The 20232-nt window shown below is 58.7% G+C and carries 18 protein-coding genes and 2 pseudogenes; 14 read left to right on the forward strand and 6 right to left on the reverse strand.

What is annotated here, in order from left to right:
- The 5 genes and pseudogenes from ACRESJ_RS16200 to ACRESJ_RS16220 all read left to right on the forward strand — a co-directional run.
- Window positions 1-288: pseudogene (locus ACRESJ_RS16200) on the forward strand (4-deoxy-4-formamido-L-arabinose-phosphoundecaprenol deformylase); the annotation flags it as partial.
- The gene (gene arnT, locus ACRESJ_RS16205) at window positions 285-1934 is read left to right on the forward strand and encodes a lipid IV(A) 4-amino-4-deoxy-L-arabinosyltransferase (RefSeq protein WP_431758802.1); all 1650 of its coding nucleotides are present in this window, start codon (window positions 285-287) and stop codon (window positions 1932-1934) included. The pseudogene ACRESJ_RS16200 and the gene arnT, both read left to right, overlap by 4 nt.
- Window positions 1931-2275, forward strand: coding sequence for a 4-amino-4-deoxy-L-arabinose-phosphoundecaprenol flippase subunit ArnE (gene arnE, locus ACRESJ_RS16210; RefSeq protein ID WP_431758803.1), 345 nt, complete (start codon window positions 1931-1933; stop codon window positions 2273-2275). Before arnT ends, arnE begins: the two co-directional genes overlap by 4 nt.
- Window positions 2272-2673: a 4-amino-4-deoxy-L-arabinose-phosphoundecaprenol flippase subunit ArnF gene (gene arnF, locus ACRESJ_RS16215; RefSeq protein ID WP_431758804.1), complete on the forward strand. Its 402-nt coding sequence runs from the start codon at window positions 2272-2274 to the stop codon at window positions 2671-2673. Before arnE ends, arnF begins: the two co-directional genes overlap by 4 nt.
- On the forward strand, window positions 2670-4046 hold the full coding sequence (locus ACRESJ_RS16220; protein ID WP_431758805.1) for a UDP-glucose dehydrogenase family protein: 1377 nt from the start codon (window positions 2670-2672) through the stop codon (window positions 4044-4046). Before arnF ends, ACRESJ_RS16220 begins: the two co-directional genes overlap by 4 nt.
- A 137-nt stretch (window positions 4047-4183) precedes the next feature.
- Here the strand turns inward: ACRESJ_RS16220 and ACRESJ_RS16225 are convergent, their stop codons facing one another.
- The 6 genes and pseudogenes from ACRESJ_RS16225 to ACRESJ_RS16250 all read right to left on the reverse strand — a co-directional run bounded on the left by ACRESJ_RS16225 (window position 4184) and on the right by ACRESJ_RS16250 (window position 10184).
- Complete coding sequence (locus ACRESJ_RS16225; protein ID WP_431758806.1) at window positions 4184-4864, reverse strand: class I SAM-dependent methyltransferase; 681 nt, start codon at window positions 4862-4864, stop codon at window positions 4184-4186.
- Between the two features lie 412 nt (window positions 4865-5276).
- Window positions 5277-6203 carry an alkaline phosphatase family protein gene (locus tag ACRESJ_RS16230; protein WP_431758807.1) on the reverse strand — a complete coding sequence of 309 codons (927 nt, stop codon included), beginning with the start codon at window positions 6201-6203 and terminating at the stop codon, window positions 5277-5279.
- Between the two features lie 106 nt (window positions 6204-6309).
- Complete coding sequence (locus tag ACRESJ_RS16235) at window positions 6310-7116, reverse strand: lytic transglycosylase domain-containing protein (protein ID WP_431758808.1); 807 nt, start codon at window positions 7114-7116, stop codon at window positions 6310-6312.
- A gap of 204 nt (window positions 7117-7320) precedes the next feature.
- Window positions 7321-7638, reverse strand: a pseudogene (locus ACRESJ_RS16240) (TerC family protein); the annotation flags it as partial.
- A 225-nt stretch (window positions 7639-7863) separates the two neighbouring features.
- Window positions 7864-8565, reverse strand: coding sequence for a hypothetical protein (locus ACRESJ_RS16245; RefSeq protein WP_431758809.1), 702 nt, complete (start codon window positions 8563-8565; stop codon window positions 7864-7866).
- Window positions 8566-8858: 293 nt separating this feature from the next.
- Window positions 8859-10184 carry a hypothetical protein gene (locus tag ACRESJ_RS16250; RefSeq protein WP_431758810.1) on the reverse strand — a complete coding sequence of 442 codons (1326 nt, stop codon included), beginning with the start codon at window positions 10182-10184 and terminating at the stop codon, window positions 8859-8861.
- 977 nt (window positions 10185-11161) lie between these two features.
- Here ACRESJ_RS16250 and gabP point away from each other — a divergent pair.
- From gabP to ACRESJ_RS16295, 9 genes are all read left to right on the forward strand, one after another.
- Entirely contained in the window at window positions 11162-12562 is a 1401-nt protein-coding gene (gene gabP / locus ACRESJ_RS16255) for a GABA permease (protein WP_431758811.1), read from the forward strand.
- A gap of 436 nt (window positions 12563-12998) precedes the next feature.
- Entirely contained in the window at window positions 12999-13586 is a 588-nt protein-coding gene (locus ACRESJ_RS16260; protein ID WP_431758812.1) for an amino acid synthesis family protein, read from the forward strand.
- A 42-nt stretch (window positions 13587-13628) separates the two neighbouring features.
- Entirely contained in the window at window positions 13629-14462 is an 834-nt protein-coding gene (locus tag ACRESJ_RS16265) for an alpha/beta fold hydrolase (protein ID WP_431758813.1), read from the forward strand.
- Window positions 14459-15940 (forward strand): aldehyde dehydrogenase, encoded by a 1482-nt coding sequence (locus tag ACRESJ_RS16270; RefSeq protein ID WP_431758814.1) that lies wholly within the window; start codon window positions 14459-14461, stop codon window positions 15938-15940. Before ACRESJ_RS16265 ends, ACRESJ_RS16270 begins: the two co-directional genes overlap by 4 nt.
- A 12-nt stretch (window positions 15941-15952) precedes the next feature.
- Window positions 15953-16438, forward strand: a complete 486-nt coding sequence (locus tag ACRESJ_RS16275; RefSeq protein ID WP_431758815.1) for a flavin reductase family protein — start codon at window positions 15953-15955, stop codon at window positions 16436-16438.
- Window positions 16439-16625: 187 nt separating this feature from the next.
- Window positions 16626-18077, forward strand: a complete 1452-nt coding sequence (locus ACRESJ_RS16280) for an NAD-dependent succinate-semialdehyde dehydrogenase (protein ID WP_431758816.1) — start codon at window positions 16626-16628, stop codon at window positions 18075-18077.
- Window positions 18078-18231: 154 nt separating this feature from the next.
- Window positions 18232-18621, forward strand: coding sequence for a carboxymuconolactone decarboxylase family protein (locus tag ACRESJ_RS16285; protein WP_008059553.1), 390 nt, complete (start codon window positions 18232-18234; stop codon window positions 18619-18621).
- A gap of 74 nt (window positions 18622-18695) precedes the next feature.
- Window positions 18696-19448, forward strand: a complete 753-nt coding sequence (locus tag ACRESJ_RS16290; RefSeq protein WP_431758817.1) for a GntR family transcriptional regulator — start codon at window positions 18696-18698, stop codon at window positions 19446-19448.
- Between the two features lie 2 nt (window positions 19449-19450).
- A complete protein-coding gene (locus ACRESJ_RS16295; protein ID WP_431758818.1) occupies window positions 19451-20014 on the forward strand; it encodes an NUDIX hydrolase in 564 nt (187 codons plus the stop codon).
- The last annotated feature ends 218 nt before the right edge of the window (window positions 20015-20232 follow it).

Consider the following 20232-nt stretch of genomic DNA (forward strand, 5'->3'; position numbering starts at 1 on the left):
TTCGATGAAGTGATCGGCCCCGGTGTCGCCGCCAAGGATTTCAACGCCTTCATTCTTGATCGATTTTCACCTGAAAAACTTAACGTCTACACGATTCACGCCGAAGTAGAAGGGATTCTGATGGCCACCGATTTTCGTCATTTGCTAGCCGATGCGCGCAAGCAAAACATCCGTTTTCAACCCTTGGGCGATCTGCTGCCCGAGGTGCCGGACACCTTGCCAGCTGGCCGAGTGCTGCGTGGCGCGCTCGAAGGGCGCGAGGGCTGGCTGGGAGTGCAAGGCGCATGAGTAAGCGCTTGGCATTACCGATAATGCTGGCCATCTTCGTTCTGGCGTATCTGCTGCCGCTGGGCAGCCATGGCTTATGGATTCCCGACGAAACCCGCTACGCCCAGATCAGCCAGGACATGCTCCTGAGTGGCAATTGGGTATCGCCGCACTTCATGAGCCTGCGCTATTTCGAAAAACCGGTGGCCGGTTATTGGATGATCGCCGCAAGCCAGGCGTTGTTTGGCCAGAATCTGTTCGGTGTGCGGTTCGCTTCGGCCTTGTGCACCGGGATGAGTGTGTTGCTGTGCTACCTGATCGCTCGTCGCCTATGGAACGAGCCGCGCAAGAGTTTCATATGTGCACTGGTGTACATGAGTCTGTCCGTAATTGGCCTACAGGCGGGCTACGCCAACCTCGATCCGCAATTCACTTTTTGGGTCAACCTGAGTCTGGTCGCCTTATGGTTCGCCCTGGACAGCGTCGACCGTACCCAACGTTTGATTAGCTGGGCCGTCCTGGGCCTGGCCTGCGGCATGGGTTTCATGACCAAGGGATTTCTCGCCTGGCTATTGCCCGTACTGATCGCCCTGCCCTGGGTGCTCTGGCAAAAACGCTGGCGTGAGTTGCTGGTTTATGGCCCGGTAGCGATAGCGGTGGCCATCGCCGTGAGCCTGCCGTGGGCCTTGGCGGTGCACGCTCAAGAGCCCGATTACTGGCGGTTCTTCTTCTGGCACGAACATATCCGCCGCTTTGCCGGGGACGACGCCCAACACAGTGCGCCGTGGTGGTACTACTTGCCGCTGCTGGTGGCCTTCAGCTTGCCATGGGTCGCGTTGCTGCCACCTGCACTCAAGCAAGCCTGGCAGACACGTCGCCAGTCCAACATCGCGTTCCTGCTGCTGTGGTTGGTCATGCCGCTGATGTTCTTCAGCCTCAGTAAAGGCAAGTTGCCCTCCTACATCCTGCCATGCCTGCTGCCGCTGGCTTTGTTGATCGGTCATGCATTGGCCGATCGGTTGAGGCTGGCGCAAGGCCGCGCCCTGGGCATCAATTGTCTGCTGAACTTGGCTCTGGGCCTGATCACCCTGCTGGCCCTGGTTTATCTGCAATTGAAGAAACCGGTCTACAACCACGAACTTCACAATCTGGTGCTGGTGTTCATTGGCCTGATCGGCTGGATCATCGCAAACCTGTTTCAGGCCTTCCGGCCTTTGCAATGTTGGGCGGCACCGGCCTTCGGCAGTTTGCTGCTCATCGGAGTGATACCCGCGGCGTTACCTGATGCCGTGGTCGCCAACAAAATGCCGGACCAATTCATCCTCGAGCATGCAGCCGAGCTCGGCCAGACCAACCAGTTGCTGAGCAACGACCTGGGCGCCGCTTCGGCCCTGGCGTGGCGCCTGAAACGCCGGGACGTGGCGTTGTACAACACGATAGGCGAACTGAAATACGGCCTCGCTTACCCTGACGGGATTCAGCAGCGGGTCGACCTGATACAGGTGCAACAGTGGATGCGTGAGGCCCGCCGAAGCGGTTCGGTCGGCGTGATGATGCGGGTCAAGGGTGACGAGGAGCTGCAGGAAATTGAAAGGCTGCCCAAGGATGGCAAACGTTATGTACAAGGCAATCTCGTCATTCTGATTTTCCCTCAGGAGGCCTCATGAGCTTGTTGCTGCTCTTGACCGCCTGCCTGCTGACCTGCCTGGGCCAGGTCGCCCAGAAATACGCCGTGGAAAGCTGGCGCGGCAAGGCGTCGGGCTGGGCCGAGAAAATGCGCTCGCCCTGGTTGTGGTTAGCCCTTGCCTCACTGGGACTGGGCTTGCTGGTGTGGCTACTGGTACTGCAGCGCCTCGAAGTCAGCATTGCCTACCCGATGCTGAGCTTCAATTTCGTTTTGATCACCCTGATCTCCCGCTTCGTCTTCGACGAATCCATCGATCGTCGTCACTGGCTGGGAGCGGCCCTGGTCATGAGCGGCGTGGCGCTGTTGGGGCAACACACATGAACCAGCGGCGAGGAATCCCATTCGCCCTGGGTAGCGTATTGCTGGTCAGTGCAGCGCAACTGGGCATGCGCTGGAGCATGAGCCGTTTGCCGTCACCCGATCACTGGCTAGACAGCGACCTCAATCTGAGCGCTGTCGCCGTGGTGCTTACCGCAATCGTGGCCTACGCACTGTCGATGCTCAGTTGGTTGCTGGCACTGCGGGATCTGCCATTGGGTCGCGCCTACTCGCTGCTTAGCATCAGTTACGCGTTGGTGTACGTGGCCGCCGCCGGTCTACCGCTGTTCCACGAACATTTCAGCCTTTTCAAAAGTCTCGGGGTGGCCCTGGTCATTCTAGGGGTTATCACCATCAACTATCGACCAGCAAGTGCGCCCGAAATTAGGAGTGCCTCATGAAAATCAGTGTATTTGGTAGCGGCTATGTCGGTCTTGTCCAGGCAACCGTCCTGGCAGAGGTCGGCCATGATGTCATCTGCATGGACATCGACAACGGAAAAGTTGAAGCCCTCAATCAAGGGCAAGTAAACATCTTTGAACCTGGCCTGGCAGAACTGGTTAGGGAAAACCTGGATAACGGACGGCTACGCTTCACCTGCGATGAAAAGCTTGCCGTTGAGCATGGTCAGGTTTTGTTTATCGCCGTGGGCACGCCATCACGTCCAGACGGATCAGCGGATTTGAGTAGTGTCTTCTCAGTGGGCGAGGCTATCGCCCGGCACCGCAGCGAGCCCATCATTATCGTTGAAAAATCCACTGTGCCAGTAGGCACGGGTGATGCTCTGCGCGATCGTATTAATGAGGCCCTGCAACGCGATAATCGAACACTAATGTTCGATATCGTATCCAATCCGGAATTTCTTAAGGAAGGCTCTGCCGTCGCCGATTGCCGGCGTCCAGACCGGATCGTCATAGGTTGCGAGCGTGATGAGGTGCGCGATGTGATGCGGGAGCTGTATGCGCCGTTCAATCGTAACCATGACCGCACGATGTTCATGGACCTGCGCAGCGCAGAACTCACTAAGTACGCCGCCAACTGCATGCTGGCGACCAAGATCAGTTTCATCAACCAGATCGCCGAACTGGCTGAACACCTGGGCGCTGACATCGAATCCGTGCGCTTGGGGATCGGCGCAGATTCACGCATTGGCTACGATTTCATTTATGCCGGTTGTGGTTATGGCGGCTCATGTTTTCCCAAGGACATGCGCGCGCTAATCCATAGTGCACAACAAGCTCAATGCTCCAATGACTTATTGCAAGCAGTGGAAGCCATCAACCAGCGACAGAAATGCAAGTTGTTCGAACGCATCAACGCGTACTATAAAGGTGATTTGCGAGGGAGGACGTTTGCCCTGTGGGGTCTGGCGTTCAAACCCAACACCGATGACATGCGAGAAGCCCCCAGCCGGGTGCTTATGGAAGCTCTGTGGGAAGTGGGCGCACATGTCCAGGCATTCGATCCTGAGGCAATGCAGCAAACCCAATCGTTGTATCAGGACTGTCCCAACCTGAGCCTGATGGGCACGCCGGAAGCAGCGCTCAGTGGAGCCGATGCGCTGATCATTTGCACCGAGTGGCAGCAATTCAAGGCGCCGGACTTCGACCTGATCCATAAACAGCTCAAAGACCCCGTGATCTTCGATGGCCGCAATCTGTACGACGCAGAGCGTCTCGCACACCGGGGTTTCCAATACTTCCCTATGGGGCGAGGCGATTCATGCAGCTTGCCCATCCCATACCAAAAGTGGAATGCCAGCGTCGCGCTCTGATTCCTGAAACCCGGAGCCGGTTATGTAGCCCAAGGTTCAAGGCTCCGGGTTATCAGGCAAAGTTGATGGGGTTCATGGAGGGCTTGATCAGCCAGCTTGAACCCCAGTTGGCAGCTTTTGACGCGTTGCCTCGGAGTTCAAACCTTGCGCAGAACGTAAACACGCCACATGGCAAAAAACGGGATAAAGTCAGACTTGTTATCAATGACGAACCCGGCTTGCTTGAATTCATCTTCTGCGACGGATCGAGGGATAACAAACCTATTCTGGTATTCCCTGTACTCCCCTCTGGCCTCACGCCGCTCTTCCTGGCGCTTTCGCTTCCAGGACTTGAAGTTACCATCGACCCACATCGACAGGATGACGGTGTCTCGCGTCACCCGGTGAAACTCTCGCAGCATCGTCAATCGATGCGCGGATTCACCAATATGATGAATCAATCGCATGCTGAAAATACTGTCTACCGAATTATCAGGTAGATCGATGGAAAATGCTGAAGTCTCAAGAGTCTTCACACGCTTGACTATATCGGCGGGTTGATTTTCCAGCGCGGTTTTAATCATATCCGGCGAATTATCTGCGCCAATGATGATCCGATTAAGGTTTTCTGCGAGCAAAGGCCAGAACCGCCCTGCACCACATGGAAGGTCGAGCACCAACCCGGGGTCTCCGGCCTTGTGTAACGCATGGCGCACCATCTGTTCATCCCGATAATGGGATAATTTCCGCGACATTCCATCCTGATGCTTCAGGTAGTATTGCCGAGCATGATCCTTATCGCACTTTTCGGAAAATTTAAGTTTAACAGGGGTGCTCATTGGCTTTCTCCAGTGGCCAGCTTGTATGCTAATGATTCACCTGTCGCTGAAAAGTCGTAGGGATGTGAATTTTATGTAATGCCCTCTTCCCAAGCCCACCTAACGATCCGTTCGGCCAGGCCAGAGAGACGTATTGGATTTATCGGCCTTAATCGTCTCGATTGTTAACGTAGCGGTGAACTAACCGAATACTGGCAATCGGCAAACCTATCCCTGTGATACCCAGGGTAGACGACAACTCGAATGATTCGTGCGCCGCCTTAGCGGCACATTCGGTTCTGGCGTTCAATGCGCACTGAATCAATTGTCGAACACCGAATAGGTAGGTGGATCAATGTAAATTTGCGTTAGCAACTACTTTCCACTGTGCAGCATTCAATGATCCGAGAGTTCCGGTATTGATCGGGTGTGTCTACTGGAGCCTCCCCCCCTCTAACTGGACAAAATCCAGCGAAACCTGACCAATATCAACCAAGCGGCTGATGTTCACAGCAGGATAACCAGACGGCGATATTGCTAGAACCGGTGCCCACCGCTCGGCATCTGAATAGCGGCCGTGATTATTGCCGATGCCTCCGTGATCGCTGGCAAAAATGATCAGACGCTGAGGCATTTCCCCATGCGCGGAGGGTGCCGAAAATGCCTTCTCCCACAGGCGACGCATGCGAGAGTCAGTTTCGCGCACGGCAGAAGCGTAGCCCGAGTCAGACGGATCGAAAGAACCGTCATGGCCCGCTTTGTCTACAGCATCGAAATGAATGAAGGCCAGATCTGGCTGGCATGCTTGCCAGGTGGTCAATACTTCTTGCTCGATCGCTGCATCGTTTTCACGAAAAAAACCTGCATGGTGCATTGCTGGCAAAGCTCGCAAGCGCCCCTCGACCAAGTCGTACAGCGGCCTCCAGGAGGTGATGATAATGCTGCGACTATCGGATTTGCGCCCCTGAACGCGCTCAAACACCGTTGGAACTTTGACCGGACCTGCGCTTTTGTTATCAACAATGCCATGTTCGCTTGCCCAACTTGTGGTGAGCACACTTATCCAGCCTGGCGCGGAATAAGTGTGTTGTGTGCGGCCGTTGCTGACATCGATTTTTCCCCACGCCAATCCACGAGACTCAGCTAACTGGAACAGGAAGGGAGTCAGTGCGGGGCTAATCGCGTCGGCACGCAGGCCGTCGATACCGATGATGACGACCTGCCGGACGGGCACTTGCGGTGCAGCATTGCATTGCCCTGTCTCCTCGCTGCGTGAACAGCCAAGCAGGCTTAGCGCGCAAAGCGCTACTAGCAGCTTTAGTCTTGAGCACGGATTGAGATTGTGAATATTGAAAACCATTATCGAATATCGTCCACGAAATACAGGGATGGATTGTGCTGGGTCCCCGGTGCAGGATCAGGGCATTGAAAATCGTACAGTCCGATGCTGTAGAAGGTCTGCGGTACTAGTGTTGGTTGCGATAGCGTTCTGTCAAGGATTGCACAAGGCTAACGTAGGATTGCGTCTCGGCGTAGGGAGGTACCCCGTTGTACTCGTCCACGGACGCTTCGCCGGCGTTGTAACCTGCCAACGCCAGCATCTGGTTGCCGTTGAAGCGCTTGAGCAACCAGGCCAGGTAGCGCACACCGCCACGAATGTTCTGTCGAGCGTCGAACGGATCGTTCACGGCGAAGCGCTCGGCGGTGGCGGGCATCAATTGCATCAGCCCCTGGGCACCGGCTTCGGAAATGGCATTGGGACGAAACGCCGATTCGGCATGGATCACTGCGCGGACCAGCGCCCGGTCGACACCATACTGACCCGAAGCGGCTTCGATCTCCCGCTGATAGGACCGGGTGTCCAGGCGCAGTGAGGCGAGCTTGAAATCCTTCGGCGCCGTGCACAGATAGCAGCCCTTGATGTAATAAACCTCAAGCACATCGACCCGTGCGGAGTTCCCGACGGGGCGTCGGCTCACATACTGTCGAATACCCTTGTGCATGAAGGTGAACACCCGAATCCGCACCGCGCCTGAGTCGTCGTCCCGGACAAGCCGTGGCCGGGCCGTTGCCTTGGCACCGGCATCGGCGTCCGCCATGCCATTCACGCGAGCGCACCGGGCGGTAGCGACGGCATGGCTGGTGTAGCTGATGGCGCCGTCCCTGGATTGGCACTTGAACATGGCGCTGGCGCACAGTGGCATCACCAGCAAGGCCAGCTCGATGCCGCCAAGAAGGCTCTTGCAAGCCCATCGCCATACTCTGGAACTCATCACATCGCTCCGCGCCGCGGGTGCCTATCAGGCTGGAGGCGCCTGGCCAGGGCGCTGCCTTTGAAGGGCGTGTTCCGTGTGCCCCGTCTGTTGTACTGACAGTTATACCCCTTGAAATCGGCCTTGGAACTTGCGTTGACGTACGGGCTGCCGGCGTTCTTGGCAATCTTTGAAACGAGGCTTCCTTGCCCCATTAGCTCGGACTCACGCAGTCTTCAACGCTCGAAACCGAATGTTCAAAGCTTCCACTGCCAGCGAAAACGCCATGGCAAAGTAAACATAGCCTTTAGGTACATGTTGCCCCATTGCATCGGCGATCAGCACTACGCCCACGACAATCAAAAATGCCAAGGCAAGCATTTTCAAACTCGGGTGCTTATCAATGAATGCACTAATGCCCCCCGCTGCAAGCATCATGATCAACACCGCGACCACGATGGCGGCGATCATCACTGGAACATGGGAAACCATCCCTACCGCCGTAATGACTGAGTCCAGTGAGAACACGATATCGATGATCGCGTCATTCACCTCGATACTGTCCCCGATAACGAAAAATCCCGGAAACAGAAATGTCTCCGGGATTTTTTGTTTCTAGCTTACGGACAGCTATGACTGGCTTCGATTGATCACCCCTTGGGCTGGGGCTGTCGATCGCAGGCTGCGATCTTTTGATCTTGCCTGTAGCAATCAAAAGATCGCAGCCTCGTTGCACTCGTCAGCTCCTACAGGGTGAGGGGCTTTACGTTATTGCTGGACCATCGTGTTTTTGGCCGGTTGTGCCTGAGCCTTGGCAGCGTCCCGGGTGGCATTGGCAGCAGCCTTGGTCGCGTCACGGGCTGCGTCGGCGTCTTTCTTGGCCGCGTCCCGGACCGCATCGGCCCGAGCCCGGGCGGCATCTCGGGCGGCATCGGCCTGGGCAGCCGGTACGCCAGCGGCTCTTGCCGCATTGCGGTCCGCATCCGCCTGAGCCCTTGCGGCGTCCCGCGTGGCATCCGCCTGAGCTTTAGCCGCGTCCCGGGCGGCGTCTGCCTCATTTCGGGCGGCGTCTCGGTCATCATCCGCGTCGTTTCTGGTGGCGTCTCGGTCATCATTCGCGTCATTTTTGGCGGCGTCACGGTCATGGGCATTGCCTGGGCCACTGTTGCCGGCTACGCCGTCATGTCCCGTGCCTCCATCACCGTGGCCGCTATTACCACCGCCTCCTGAGCCACCACTGCCGGAGCCACTACCACCGTGACCACTGCCTCCTGAGCCGCCACCGTGACCTCCACCGCCGTCACCACTGTGACCACCACCCCCACTGCCACCGTGGCCGCCTCCTCCACCACTGCTGCCATCTCTGGCGTAAGCGCTGGAGAAACCACTGATGTGATCGGGCACTAGAACCGTCGATGCCGACAGGACGCCACCGATGGCCAGAGCCAATAAACATTTCTTGAGTAGCATGATGCACCTCCGCTTGGCCTTGCGTAGGGATCTTGGTCTCGCGCAAGTCCAGTGAGTTTCCAGGCACCCGTTGAAGCGACCTGCCAACCGACACAGCCATCAAACTGCAGCATCAACGAGCAACTGCGGTTCCTGCACAACCCTTAAGAATCGTCAGGATATCACGTGGGAATTATTCCCACATTTTATTTAGAGAGGTGCGATCAGCTCAGGTTCAATAAATGAAAAAGACGATGCGCACTCAACGAGCACGCACCGTCCTGTTCATCAGTACCGCCATGCATCAAGGAGACCTAACGCCCCAAGGGAGCAGCAGGCTGCCTCGTGCCCAAGGCGCCTGTAGCACCTGCAGGTGACTGTTTTCGCGTTGCGCATACGGGATCTTCAGGGAAACATGCGGTTGCGAATTCGCCGCCCTTACCTTCGCAGGCCGGGCCACAGATCGCATCCTGTTCGGGACCAGAACCGCAATCCAACGCTGCGCAAACTTCAACTATCGAGCCATCCCCACAGAAGCATCGCTCCAGGTTAGGCCCGCCCACGGCAACCTCCTGGTAATTCAACGTCTTCGCGTCGGTAGCGCCAAAGGTCAAATACCAGGGCTCGCGCAATTGGCCTCCGCCTTTGGCCGGGGCGACAAACAAGAGGTATTGCTTGCTCACCACGTCATAGCGACGAACCTCTCCCGTGTTGGTGATGGGCACGAACAGTTTCTTCTCCGGCCCGAACAACAAAGCCTGGGCGAAAGCGCGGTCCTTGCCCGGCTCATAAAGATTGATCTTGTCGACGAATTTACCGGTTTGATCATAGATGCGGATCGAATCGGTATCGCTGGCGTTGGCCCTGAAGCTGGTGACATAAAGGCGCCCGTCAGGACCAAAGACCAAACCTTCAGGCCGATTGAGCTGGCCCACCCCGCCCTTGTCGGAGATGAAAGTGCCGAGGAACTTGCCGTCAGCGGCAAAACGCATGATTTGCCCGCCCAGGTTGTCGCCCTTGAGGTTCTGTACCGACACGTAGAGCACCCCGTCAGGGCCGAACACGATACCCCGAGGATGGAAATCGCCGTGTGATGACACGCTTCTGAAACTAGCCAGAAATGCGCCGGTTGAGGTGAAGGTCAAGAGGGTACCCGGCGAGTTTCCGTTACTGGAAACACTGTTGCCGACGTAAAGCACCTCACTGGGGAACGTCTCACGAACGATGCCAAACGGTGCGAACGGGGCATTCTTGTCCGTGGAAGGAACCCATGCCCCCAGGAAGGCGCCCGTGTCGAGGTCGTAGCGCAGAATCGAACCCACCGCTCGATTCTCCACATTCTCGTTCGCCACCACCAATTGCTTGCCATTGACGAACATGCCCCGGGGGCCCGCCAGTCCGCCGCTTTTTGCGCGGACGAAGGCATCCGGGTTGTTGGTTGGATTGAGATCGCCATCGAGGAAGGCCCCCGACACGGCATCGAATCGCTTGACGGTCTTGTCAGCGGCATCGCCGATGTACAGAACGTCGGCACTGAACGCGCTTCGCGCGCCTAATACTCCGGCCAGCGTCAGCACTGAAAAGAACACCAGCAATAGAGCGCTGACCCTTGAATACATGTTCACGCGAGAGGCATGCATATAGGCACCGATCCTGTCAGGTTAGTGGGAACAGACGCCCATGCGCACAGGCCCGACTCAAGGTTGGCGACATAGGCATCAGACGCCCGGCGACAGCGCTCGAGCGCCCACAGGACGGTTCGCGTAAGTAAAGTTGCGACCAGAAATATGTCAAAACGATATCGGACTTGAGGAGACCGACGGTCGCTGCAGCCAGCGGCATCTCCCGACCGGAAAGCGACCATGCGGGAGCGGGCTTGCCCGCGATGAGGCCGGCATATCCAACATCGATACCGGCTGACACGCCGCCATCGCCAGCAAGCCGGCTCCTGCAGTTTGTTGTCGTGCACAAATTTCGTGTTCACAGCAGCTCCACTGTGGGAGCGGGCTTGCTCGCGAAGAGGCTGACGCATCCAACATCGATACCGGCTGACACGCCGCCATCGCCAGCAAGCCGGCTCCTGCAGTTTGTTGTCGTGCACAAATTTCGTGTTCACAGCAGTTCCACTGTGGGAGCGGGCTTGCCCGCGATGAGGCCGGCATATCCAACATCGATACCGGCTGACACGCCGCCATCGCCAGCAAGCCGGCTCCTAGAGTTTGATGACCGCATTCCCCTGTAGGAGCTGTCGAGTGAAACGAGGCTGCGATCTTTTGATTTCCAACAGCAAGATCAAAATGATCGCAGCCTGCGGCAGCTCCTACAGGGGGCGTGATCAGGCCGACAAAACAAAATGATTGCTTTGGCCACTTGGTGACCATTAGGTTTTCGCCGTGAACGCAACGTTCGCGTGTGTCGATATCAGACACAGAGGTGGCGTGATCAGGTAATTGAATTGTCGGACAAGCCGGGTAAGGTGGCGCGTCTTTTCATCGAAACAACCACATACCCCGAGGATGGGTTTGATAAGAACAGCAGCGTTCCAAGGGTGCCGCTTTCAGGCAGGCCGCGGCCCTTCATCACTACGCTTAAATGTCGATCATCAGAGAAAAAACCAATGATTAGCCCGAGCTCCAAGGATTCGAGTGGCCAATTGGCGCAGGGCTTCAAGCCTCGTCACGTCACCATGTTGTCTATCGCCGGGATTATCGGCGCCGGTTTGTTCGTGGGTTCGGGGCATGCCATTGCGGCGGCTGGCCCGGCCGTCCTGTTGGCCTATCTGTTCTCGGGCCTGCTGGTGGTGCTGGTCATGCGCATGCTCGGTGAGATGGCGGTGGCCAACCCGGACACCGGTTCGTTCTCCACCTATGCCGACCAGGCCATCGGCCGTTGGGCGGGCTTCACCATCGGTTGGCTGTACTGGTGGTTCTGGGTGCTGGTGATTCCTATCGAGGCGCTGGCCGCCGGGCATGTGTTGAACCAGTGGTTTCCCCAGATCGATGCCTGGCTGTTCGCCCTGGTGTCGATCATTGCATTGGTGGTGACCAACCTGTTCAGCGTGTCCAAGTACGGCGAGTTCGAGTTCTGGTTCGCCATGGCCAAGGTCGTGGCGATCATTGGTTTCATCGGCGTGGGTTTTGCCGTGTTGATGGGCTGGATCCCCGACCGGGAAGTCAGCGGCTTGAGCGGCCTGATGGCCGAGCACGGCGGGTTCGCCCCCAATGGCCTGTCGGCGGTCGTGGGCGCCTTCATCACCATCATGTTCAGCTTCATCGGCACCGAGGCTGTAACCATCGCCGCCGCCGAATCCGACAACCCGTCACAGAACATCGCCAAGGCTACACGTTCGGTGATCTGGCGCATCGGCGTGTTCTACCTGCTGTCGATTTTCGTGGTCATCTCCGTGGTGCCCTGGAACGACCCGCTGTTGGCCTCGGTAGGTTCCTACCAGCGCGCCCTGGAAATCATGAAAATTCCCCACGCCAAATTCATGGTGGACGTGGTGGTGCTGATCGCCGTGGCCAGCTGCATGAATTCCTCGATCTACATCGCTTCGCGGATGCTGTACTCATTGGGACGCCGTGGCGATGCGCCCAAAACGCTGAAAGTGACCTCATCCGAAGGTGTGCCACGGGCGGCGGTCATCGCCAGTTCCGTCTTGGGTGCGGCGATCACCGTGTGGAGCTACTTCATGCCCTCCGGTTTGTTTGAGTTCCTGCTGGCCAGTTCCGGCGCGATTGCCTTGCTGGTGTACCTGGCCATCGCGGTGTCGCAGTTGCGCATGCGCCGGATGTTGCGCCGACGGAACGTCGAGCTGACTTTCCGCATGTGGCTGTTCCCATGGCTCACGTGGCTGGTGATCGTGTTCATTTGCTCAGCGCTGGCAGTCATGATGGTTTCCCCGCAACACCGTACCGAAGTCAGCACGACCATTGGCCTGGCGCTGGCGATTTCGTTTATCGGCCTGATCACATCCCGTCAGCCTGCGCAGTCTGCAAGGGCGACATCAGCGGGTTAAACGTTCGCTGAACGTTTCAATTGCCGTTGTAATGCCCCTCCCCGCTCGAATCGGAGGGGCATCCTGAACCCGTGAACCTCAAACGCCTCTCCTGCCATGCGCTCACCCAAAGGGTGAGCGCCGCAGGGGGTGAGTGCGTGCCTGGACTGCGGCTGGCAGAACTGCTTGCCCCATGTGATTTGCCCGCGAAAGCGATCAGAAAACCACCCATTCTCTCTCGAACATAGCCAAATCCTGTAGGAGCGAGCTCGCTCGCGAAAAACGCCCAGACAACGCGTTCTTTCTGGAAAACGCGGTGGCCCTGAATTTTTCGCGAGCAAGCTCGCTCCTACATTTCATCGCCTTCCGACAAGAAACCCGATTAAGCGCTTGCGCAACCGGTATTATGGTATACCATCAGACGCACAGACACTTTTTCACTCGTACGGAGCAGCTCATGAGTTTCGAAATCCGCAAGATCGTCAGCTATGTCGAAGAAACCTTCATCGAAGGCGGCAAAGCCACTGACAAGCCAGTGACCATGGTTGGCCTGGCCGTCGTGATGAAAAACCCTTGGGTGGGTGGCTTCGTTGAAGATCTGAAGCCGCAGATCCGTGCCAACTGCTCTGATCTGGGCGCCATGATGGTTGAACGCCTGGTGGGCATCATCGGCGGTGCAGACAAAATCGAAGCCTATGGCAAGGCGGCCGTGGTCGGCGCCGATGGCGAAATCGAACACGCATCGGCCGTGATCCACACCCTGCGCTTCGGCAACCACTACCGCGAAGCGGTCAAGGCCAAGAGCTACCTGAGCTTCACCAACAAGCGCGGCGGCCCGGGTACCTCGATCCAGATTCCGATGATGCACAAGGATGACGAAGGCCTGCGTTCGCACTACATCACCCTGGAAATGCAAATCGAAGACGCGCCGCGTGCCGACGAAATCGTCGTGGTCCTGGGCTGCGCCGACGGTGGCCGCCTGCACCCGCGCATCGGCAACCGTTACATCGACCTGGAAGAACTGGCTGCTGAAAAAGCCCAGTAAGCCGGTCGGTCACTACAACAAAAAGGTATGCAGGAGCGCTCCATGATTCGGCTCACCGCTGAACGCACCCCGGCTGGAACCAGTTACCTGGCGACCGGCCAAGGCCAGCCCGTGGTCTTGATCCACGGCGTGGGCCTGAATAAAGAAATGTGGGGCGGCCAGATCGTTGGTCTGGCCACGAAATACCGCGTGATTGCCTATGACATGCTCGGTCATGGCGCCAGCCCGCGCCCGGAAAGCGGCACTCCCCTGCTCGGCTATGCCGACCAGTTGCTGGAGTTGCTCGATCACCTGCAACTGCCCAAGGCAGCGGTGATCGGCTTTTCCATGGGCGGGTTGGTGGCGCGGGCTTTTGCCCTGCATTACCCGCAACGCCTGCAAAGCCTGGTGGTGCTCAACAGCGTGTTCAATCGCTCCGCCGAACAACGCGCCGGTGTGATCGCACGCACCGCTCAGGCCGCCGAACACGGTCCGGATGCCAACGCGGAAGCGGCGCTGTCGCGCTGGTTCAGCCGCGAATACCAGGCCGCCAACCCAGCACAGATCGCCGCGCTGCGCCAGACGCTGGCGCAGAACGACCCGCAGGGTTACCTGACCACTTACGAACTGTTCGCCACCCAGGACATGTACCGCGCCGACGACCTGGCGAACATCCAGGCGCCGACGCTGGTCGCCACCGGTGAACTGGACCCGGGATCGACCCCGGAAATGGCCGAACAATTGGCCAAGCGCATCCCAGGCGCAATGGCCGCCGTACTCCCAGAGCAACGGCATATGATGCCTGTAGAGTCTCCGCGCCTGGTCAACCAGCTGCTGCTGGAGTTTCTCGACAATGCGCACGCCCAACAAAACCATATAAAGGGGATCGTTGCATGACACTCGCACGCTTCCAGATGTGCATCGGCGGTGAATGGGTCGATGCCCTCTCCGGCAAGACTTTCGAAAGCCTGAACCCGGCACTCGCCGAAGCCTGGGCTGAATTGCCCGACGCCGATGAAGCGGATGTCGAGCGCGCCGTGCAAGCGGCACAAACCGCTTTCGACAGCCCGGCCTGGCGTGGCCTGACCGCCACCGCTCGCGGCAAATTGCTGCGTCGCCTGGGCGACCTGATCGCCGAAAACAAAGAAAAACTGGCACAGCTGGAAAGCCGCGACAACGGCAAGCTGATCCGCGAAACCCGTGGTCAGGTCGGCTATCTGCCGGAGTTCTTCCACTACACCGCAGGCCTTGCCGACAAGCTCGAAGGCGGCACCTTGCCGCTGGACAAGCCGGACCTGTTTGCCTACACCGTGCACGAAGCCATGGGTGTGGTCGCCGCGATCATTCCGTGGAACAGCCCGCTGTACCTGACCGCAATCAAGCTGGCGCCAGCATTGGCGGCAGGCAACACCATCGTGATCAAGCCGTCCGAGCACGCCTCGGCGACCATCCTCGAACTGGCGCGCCTGGCGCTGGAAGCCGGGATTCCACCGGGTGTGGTCAACGTCGTCACCGGTTACGGCCCAAGCACCGGCGCCGCACTCACCCGCCACCCGCTGGTACGCAAGATCGCCTTCACCGGCGGTGCGGCCACAGCACGCCATGTGGTGCGCAGCAGTGCCGAAAACTTCGCCAAGTTGTCGCTGGAATTGGGCGGCAAATCGCCGAACATCATCTTCGCCGACGCCGACCTGGACAGCGCGATCAACGGCGCCATCGCCGGGATCTATGCCGCCTCCGGGCAGAGCTGCGTGTCCGGTTCGCGCCTGTTGGTGCAGGACGAAATCTACGACGAATTCGTAGGGCGCCTGGTGGAACGCGCCCAGCGCATCCGCATCGGCAACCCCCAGGAAGACAGCAGTGAAATGGGCCCGATGGCCACCGCGCAGCAGTTGGCGGTGGTCGAAGGCCTGGTCGCCGATGCCATTGCCGAAGGTGCGCGCCTGCGCATTGGCGGCAAGCGTCCGACTGGCGTGGGCGACGGCTGGTTCTACGAGCCGACGCTGTTCGAGTGCGACCGCAACTCGATGAAGATCATGCAGGAAGAAGTGTTCGGCCCGGTGGCTTCGGTCATCCGTTTCAAGGACGAAGCCGAAGCGCTGGCGATTGCCAACGACTCGCAATTCGGCCTCGCCGCCGGCATCTGGACCCGCGACCTGGGCCGCGCCCACCGCCTGGCCCGGGACGTGCGTTCGGGGATCATCTGGGTCAACACCTACCGTGCTGTGTCGGCCATGGCGCCGATCGGCGGGTTCAAGAACAGCGGCTATGGACGCGAAAGCGGCATCGATTCGGTGCTGGCTTACACCGAGCTGAAAACGGTGTGGATCAACCTGTCCCAGGCACCGATGCCTGATCCTTTTGTGATGCGCTAGGAGTCCTGAGAAATGATCGAACCTGGCATTTATAAAGACGTCATGGGCTCGTTCCCGTCCGGCGTCACAGTGGTCACCACCCTGGACGCCGACGGCGGCATTGTCGGCATCACCGCCAGCGCCTTCAGTGCGCTGTCGATTGATCCGGCACTGGTGCTGTTCTGCCCCAACTACGCCTCCGACACCTACCCGGTGTTGCGCGACAGCAAGCAGTTCGCGATTCACCTGCTGTCCTGCGACCAGACCGCCGAAGCCTATGCCTTCGCCGGTAAAGGCAAGGACAAGGCCAATGGCATCGACTGGCACCTGAGCGAGCTCGGTAACCCGCTGCTGGCCAAAGCCACGGCGATCATCGAGTGCGAGCTGTGGCGTGAATACGACGGCGGTGATCACGCGATCATCGTTGGCGCGGTGAAGAACCTGATTCTGCCCGCGCAACCAGTGACACCGATGATCTATCACAAAGGCAAGCTGGGGCCGTTGCCCACTTTGGCCTGAGAAACGAACGCAACGCCCTTGTACAGATCGTTCCCATGCTCCGCGTGGGAACGCCTCAACGGACGCTCCGCGTTCGGCTCTGGATTGGGACGCGGAGCGCCTCTTGTGGGACGCAGAGCGTCCCGGGCTGCATTTCCACGCAGAGCGTGGGAACGATCAAGACCAAACACTATTCTCAGGAGCCGGCATGAGCCCAGCAGCCTCATCACTGTTTCGCCAGCAGGCCTACATCAACGGCCAATGGCTGGATGCGCCCGATGGTGCGCAACAGGACATCTTCAACCCGGCCACCGGTGAACTCATCGGCACGGTGCCGAACCTGGGTACCGAGCATGCCCGCCTGGCCATCGAGGCCGCCAACAAGGCCTGGCCGGCCTGGCGTGCACTGACCGCCAAGGAGCGCAGCAACACGCTCAAGCGCTGGCACGCCTTGATGCTGGAAAACGTCGACGCTCTGGCCGAGATCCTTACCCTCGAACAGGGCAAGCCATTGGCCGAAGCCAAGGGTGAAATTCTCTACGCCGCCAGCTTCATCGAGTGGTTCGCCGAAGAAGCCAAGCGCATTTACGGCGACACCATTCCCAGCCACAAGGGCGATGCGCGCATTGTCGTCAGCAAAGAACCGATCGGTGTCGTCGCCGCCATCACCCCCTGGAATTTTCCGGCGGCAATGATCACCCGCAAGGCCGGCCCGGCGCTGGCCGCCGGTTGCCCGTGCATTGTCAAACCGGCACCGGAAACGCCGTTCTCGGCACTGGCCATGGCCGCACTGGCCGAACAGGCGGGCATTCCTGCGGGCATCTTCAACGTGATCACCGGCGATGCCATCGCCATCGGCGGCGAGCTGACCGCAAGCCCGTTAGTGCGCAAGCTGTCGTTCACCGGCTCCACGGCCATTGGCAAATTGTTGATGGCGCAATGCGCGCCGACGCTGAAAAAGGTCTCGCTGGAGCTGGGTGGTAACGCGCCCTTTATCGTCTTCGACGATGCCGATCTGGACCGAGCGGTGGAAGGCGCGCTGATCGCCAAGTTCCGCAATGCCGGCCAGACCTGCGTTTGCGTCAACCGCTTCCTGGTGCAGGACGGTATTCACGATGCCTTCGTCTCGCGGCTCGCCGAGCGGGTTTCGCAACTCAAGGTCGGCAGCGGCTTCGATAGCGGTGTGACACAAGGTCCGCTGATCAACGACCGCGCCGTGGCCAAGGTTGAAGACCACGTACAGGATGCTTTGGCCCAAGGCGCACTGCTGTTGTGTGGCGGCGAGCGTCACGCACTGGGTCATGGCTTCTTCCAGCCGACGGTGCTGGCCGGTATCACCACGCAAATGAAGGTCGCCACCGAAGAAACCTTTGGCCCTCTGGCGGCGGTGTTCCGCTTCGACAGCGAAGCCCAGGCTGTGCAGATGGCCAACGACACCGAGTTTGGCTTGGCCGCCTACTGCTACACCCGCGATCTGGGCCGGGCATGGCGCATGAGCGAAGCGTTGGAATACGGCATGGTCGGCATCAACGAAGGACTGATTTCCACCGAGGTCGCCCCCTTTGGCGGGATCAAATCCTCGGGTTTGGGTCGTGAAGGCTCCAAGTACGGGATTGAGGACTACCTTGAAATCAAATACACCTTGATGGGTGGGTTGTAGGGGTTGATTGCTGACTTGCAATCGCCCACCTGGGAGACCTGCAATCATCACCTGTGGGAGCTAGCCTGCTAGCGATAGCGGTCCTGATGGCGCCATCGCCAGCAGGCTAGCTCCCACAAGGGTTTCCACCCCGGGATTCATGGGAGACATTGAAATGAGCAACGAAAAATACGAAAAAGGCCTGAAAATCCGCACCCAGGTGTTGGGCGAAGCCTATGTGAATCGCTCGATCGAAAACGCCGACGACTTCACCCGCCCCTTGCAGGAAATGGTCACCGAGTACTGCTGGGGCCATGTCTGGGGTCGTGAGGGCTTGTCGCTCAAGGAGCGCAGCATGATCAACCTGGCGATGATCTCGGCACTCAACCGCCCACACGAACTCAAGCTGCATGTGCGCGGCGCCTTGCGTAACGGCCTGAGTCGTGAGCAAATACGCGAAATTCTGCTTCAGGTCGGCATTTATTGCGGCGTCCCGGCAGCCGTGGACAGTTTCCGGCTCGCCCGCGAAGCCTTCGCCGAAGCCGATGCCGAGGCCTCCAGTTAACCCTCGGCTGTTTGATCTGAACGAGCACGGACGATGCCCGTTTTGCATGGACAGCCAACTTTAGAGCGTACCCGATGAAACGCCTGCCACTCGACGACAGCTTCAAGGTCAATCGCAACCCCGTTACCCTGCGCGAAATCGTGCTGGATAAACTGCGAAGCGCCATCATGAACTTCCAGCTTCTGCCGGGAGACCGACTGGTCGAGCGCGATCTGTGCGATCGCCTTGGCGTGAGCCGCACATCGGTACGTGAAGCCTTGCGTCACCTGGAATCCGAAGGCCTCGTGGAGTTCGCCGACGCCAAGGGTCCGCGTGTGGCGATCATCACACTGGCTGATGCCGTCGATATCTATGAGCTGCGTTGCGTACTCGAAGGCCTGATCGTCCAGTTGTTCACCCTGCGTGCCAAGGCCAAGGACATCAAGGCCCTGGAAAAAGCGCTGGAAGATAACCGTCAGGCACTCAAGGAAGGCGAACTGCAACAAGTCATCGACTCGGTTCAAGGTTTCTACGACGTCCTGCTTGAAGGCTGCGGCAATCACGTCGCCGCCACTCAGTTGCGCCAGTTGCAGGCGCGCATCAGCTATTTGCGCGCGACCTCGGTGTCCCAGGAAAACCGCCGTGGCGCCAGCAACCAGGAAATGGAGCGCATGGTCGCGGCGATCAAGAGCGGTGATCCCATGGCCGCTCACCAGGCTTGCGTCGACCACGTGCGTGCCGCCGCCACCGTGGCCCTCGAATACCTCAAGCGCAAGCAGGAAGAGACCGGGCCGATCCCTGAGATCGTATTGCCCATCGCGATTAAAGAACCACGCATAGGTCGCTAATCATGTTCAGCCCGAGCTTTTGTCCAAAATGCGGTAGCAATGACCTCAAGTCACAGTTGCCGCCGGGCGATACGCACGAGCGCCTGATGTGCCCTGGCTGCGGCTACATCCACTACGTCAATCCAAAGATCATTGCCGGCTGCATCATCGAGCAGGACGGCAAATACCTGTTGTGCCAACGCGCAATCCCGCCTCGCCCCGGGACCTGGACGCTGCCGGCAGGCTTCATGGAGGCCGGTGAAACCACCGAACAGGCCGCGTTACGCGAAGTCTGGGAAGAAAGCGGCGTGCGCGCGGAAATACTCTCGCCTTACTCGATCTTCAGCGTGCCGAAGATCAGCGAGGTGTACATCATCTTTCGCGCCACCGCCCTGGAGATCACCGGCCAATACGGGCCGGAAACCATGGACTACAAGTTCTTCGCGCCCGAAGACATTCCGTGGGACAGCATCTACTACCCGGCGATCCGGCAGATTCTTGAGCGCTATATCGAGGAGCGCCAGGCGGGGGTCTACGGTATCTACATCGGCAACGACGATAGCGGGAAGATTCATTTCATTCGATAGCATTCCGAACTTCCCCTGAACGAACCCTGTGGGAGCTAGCCTGCTAGCGATAAAGCTTTCACATTCAAAGAAGATGTCGAATGTGCCGCCGCCATCGCTAGCAGGCTAGCTGTGATCTCTCTGTAGGTTGTTCACTCGGGGCTTTTCCGGGAAATTGGAGGTGCGAACCAAACCAAGCTCCGGGAGGCCCCGAGTGAACACTCACAAAAATGCCCGAT

The sequence above is a fragment of the Pseudomonas sp. genome, assembly GCF_050739655.1.
Classification (GTDB): domain Bacteria; phylum Pseudomonadota; class Gammaproteobacteria; order Pseudomonadales; family Pseudomonadaceae; genus Aquipseudomonas.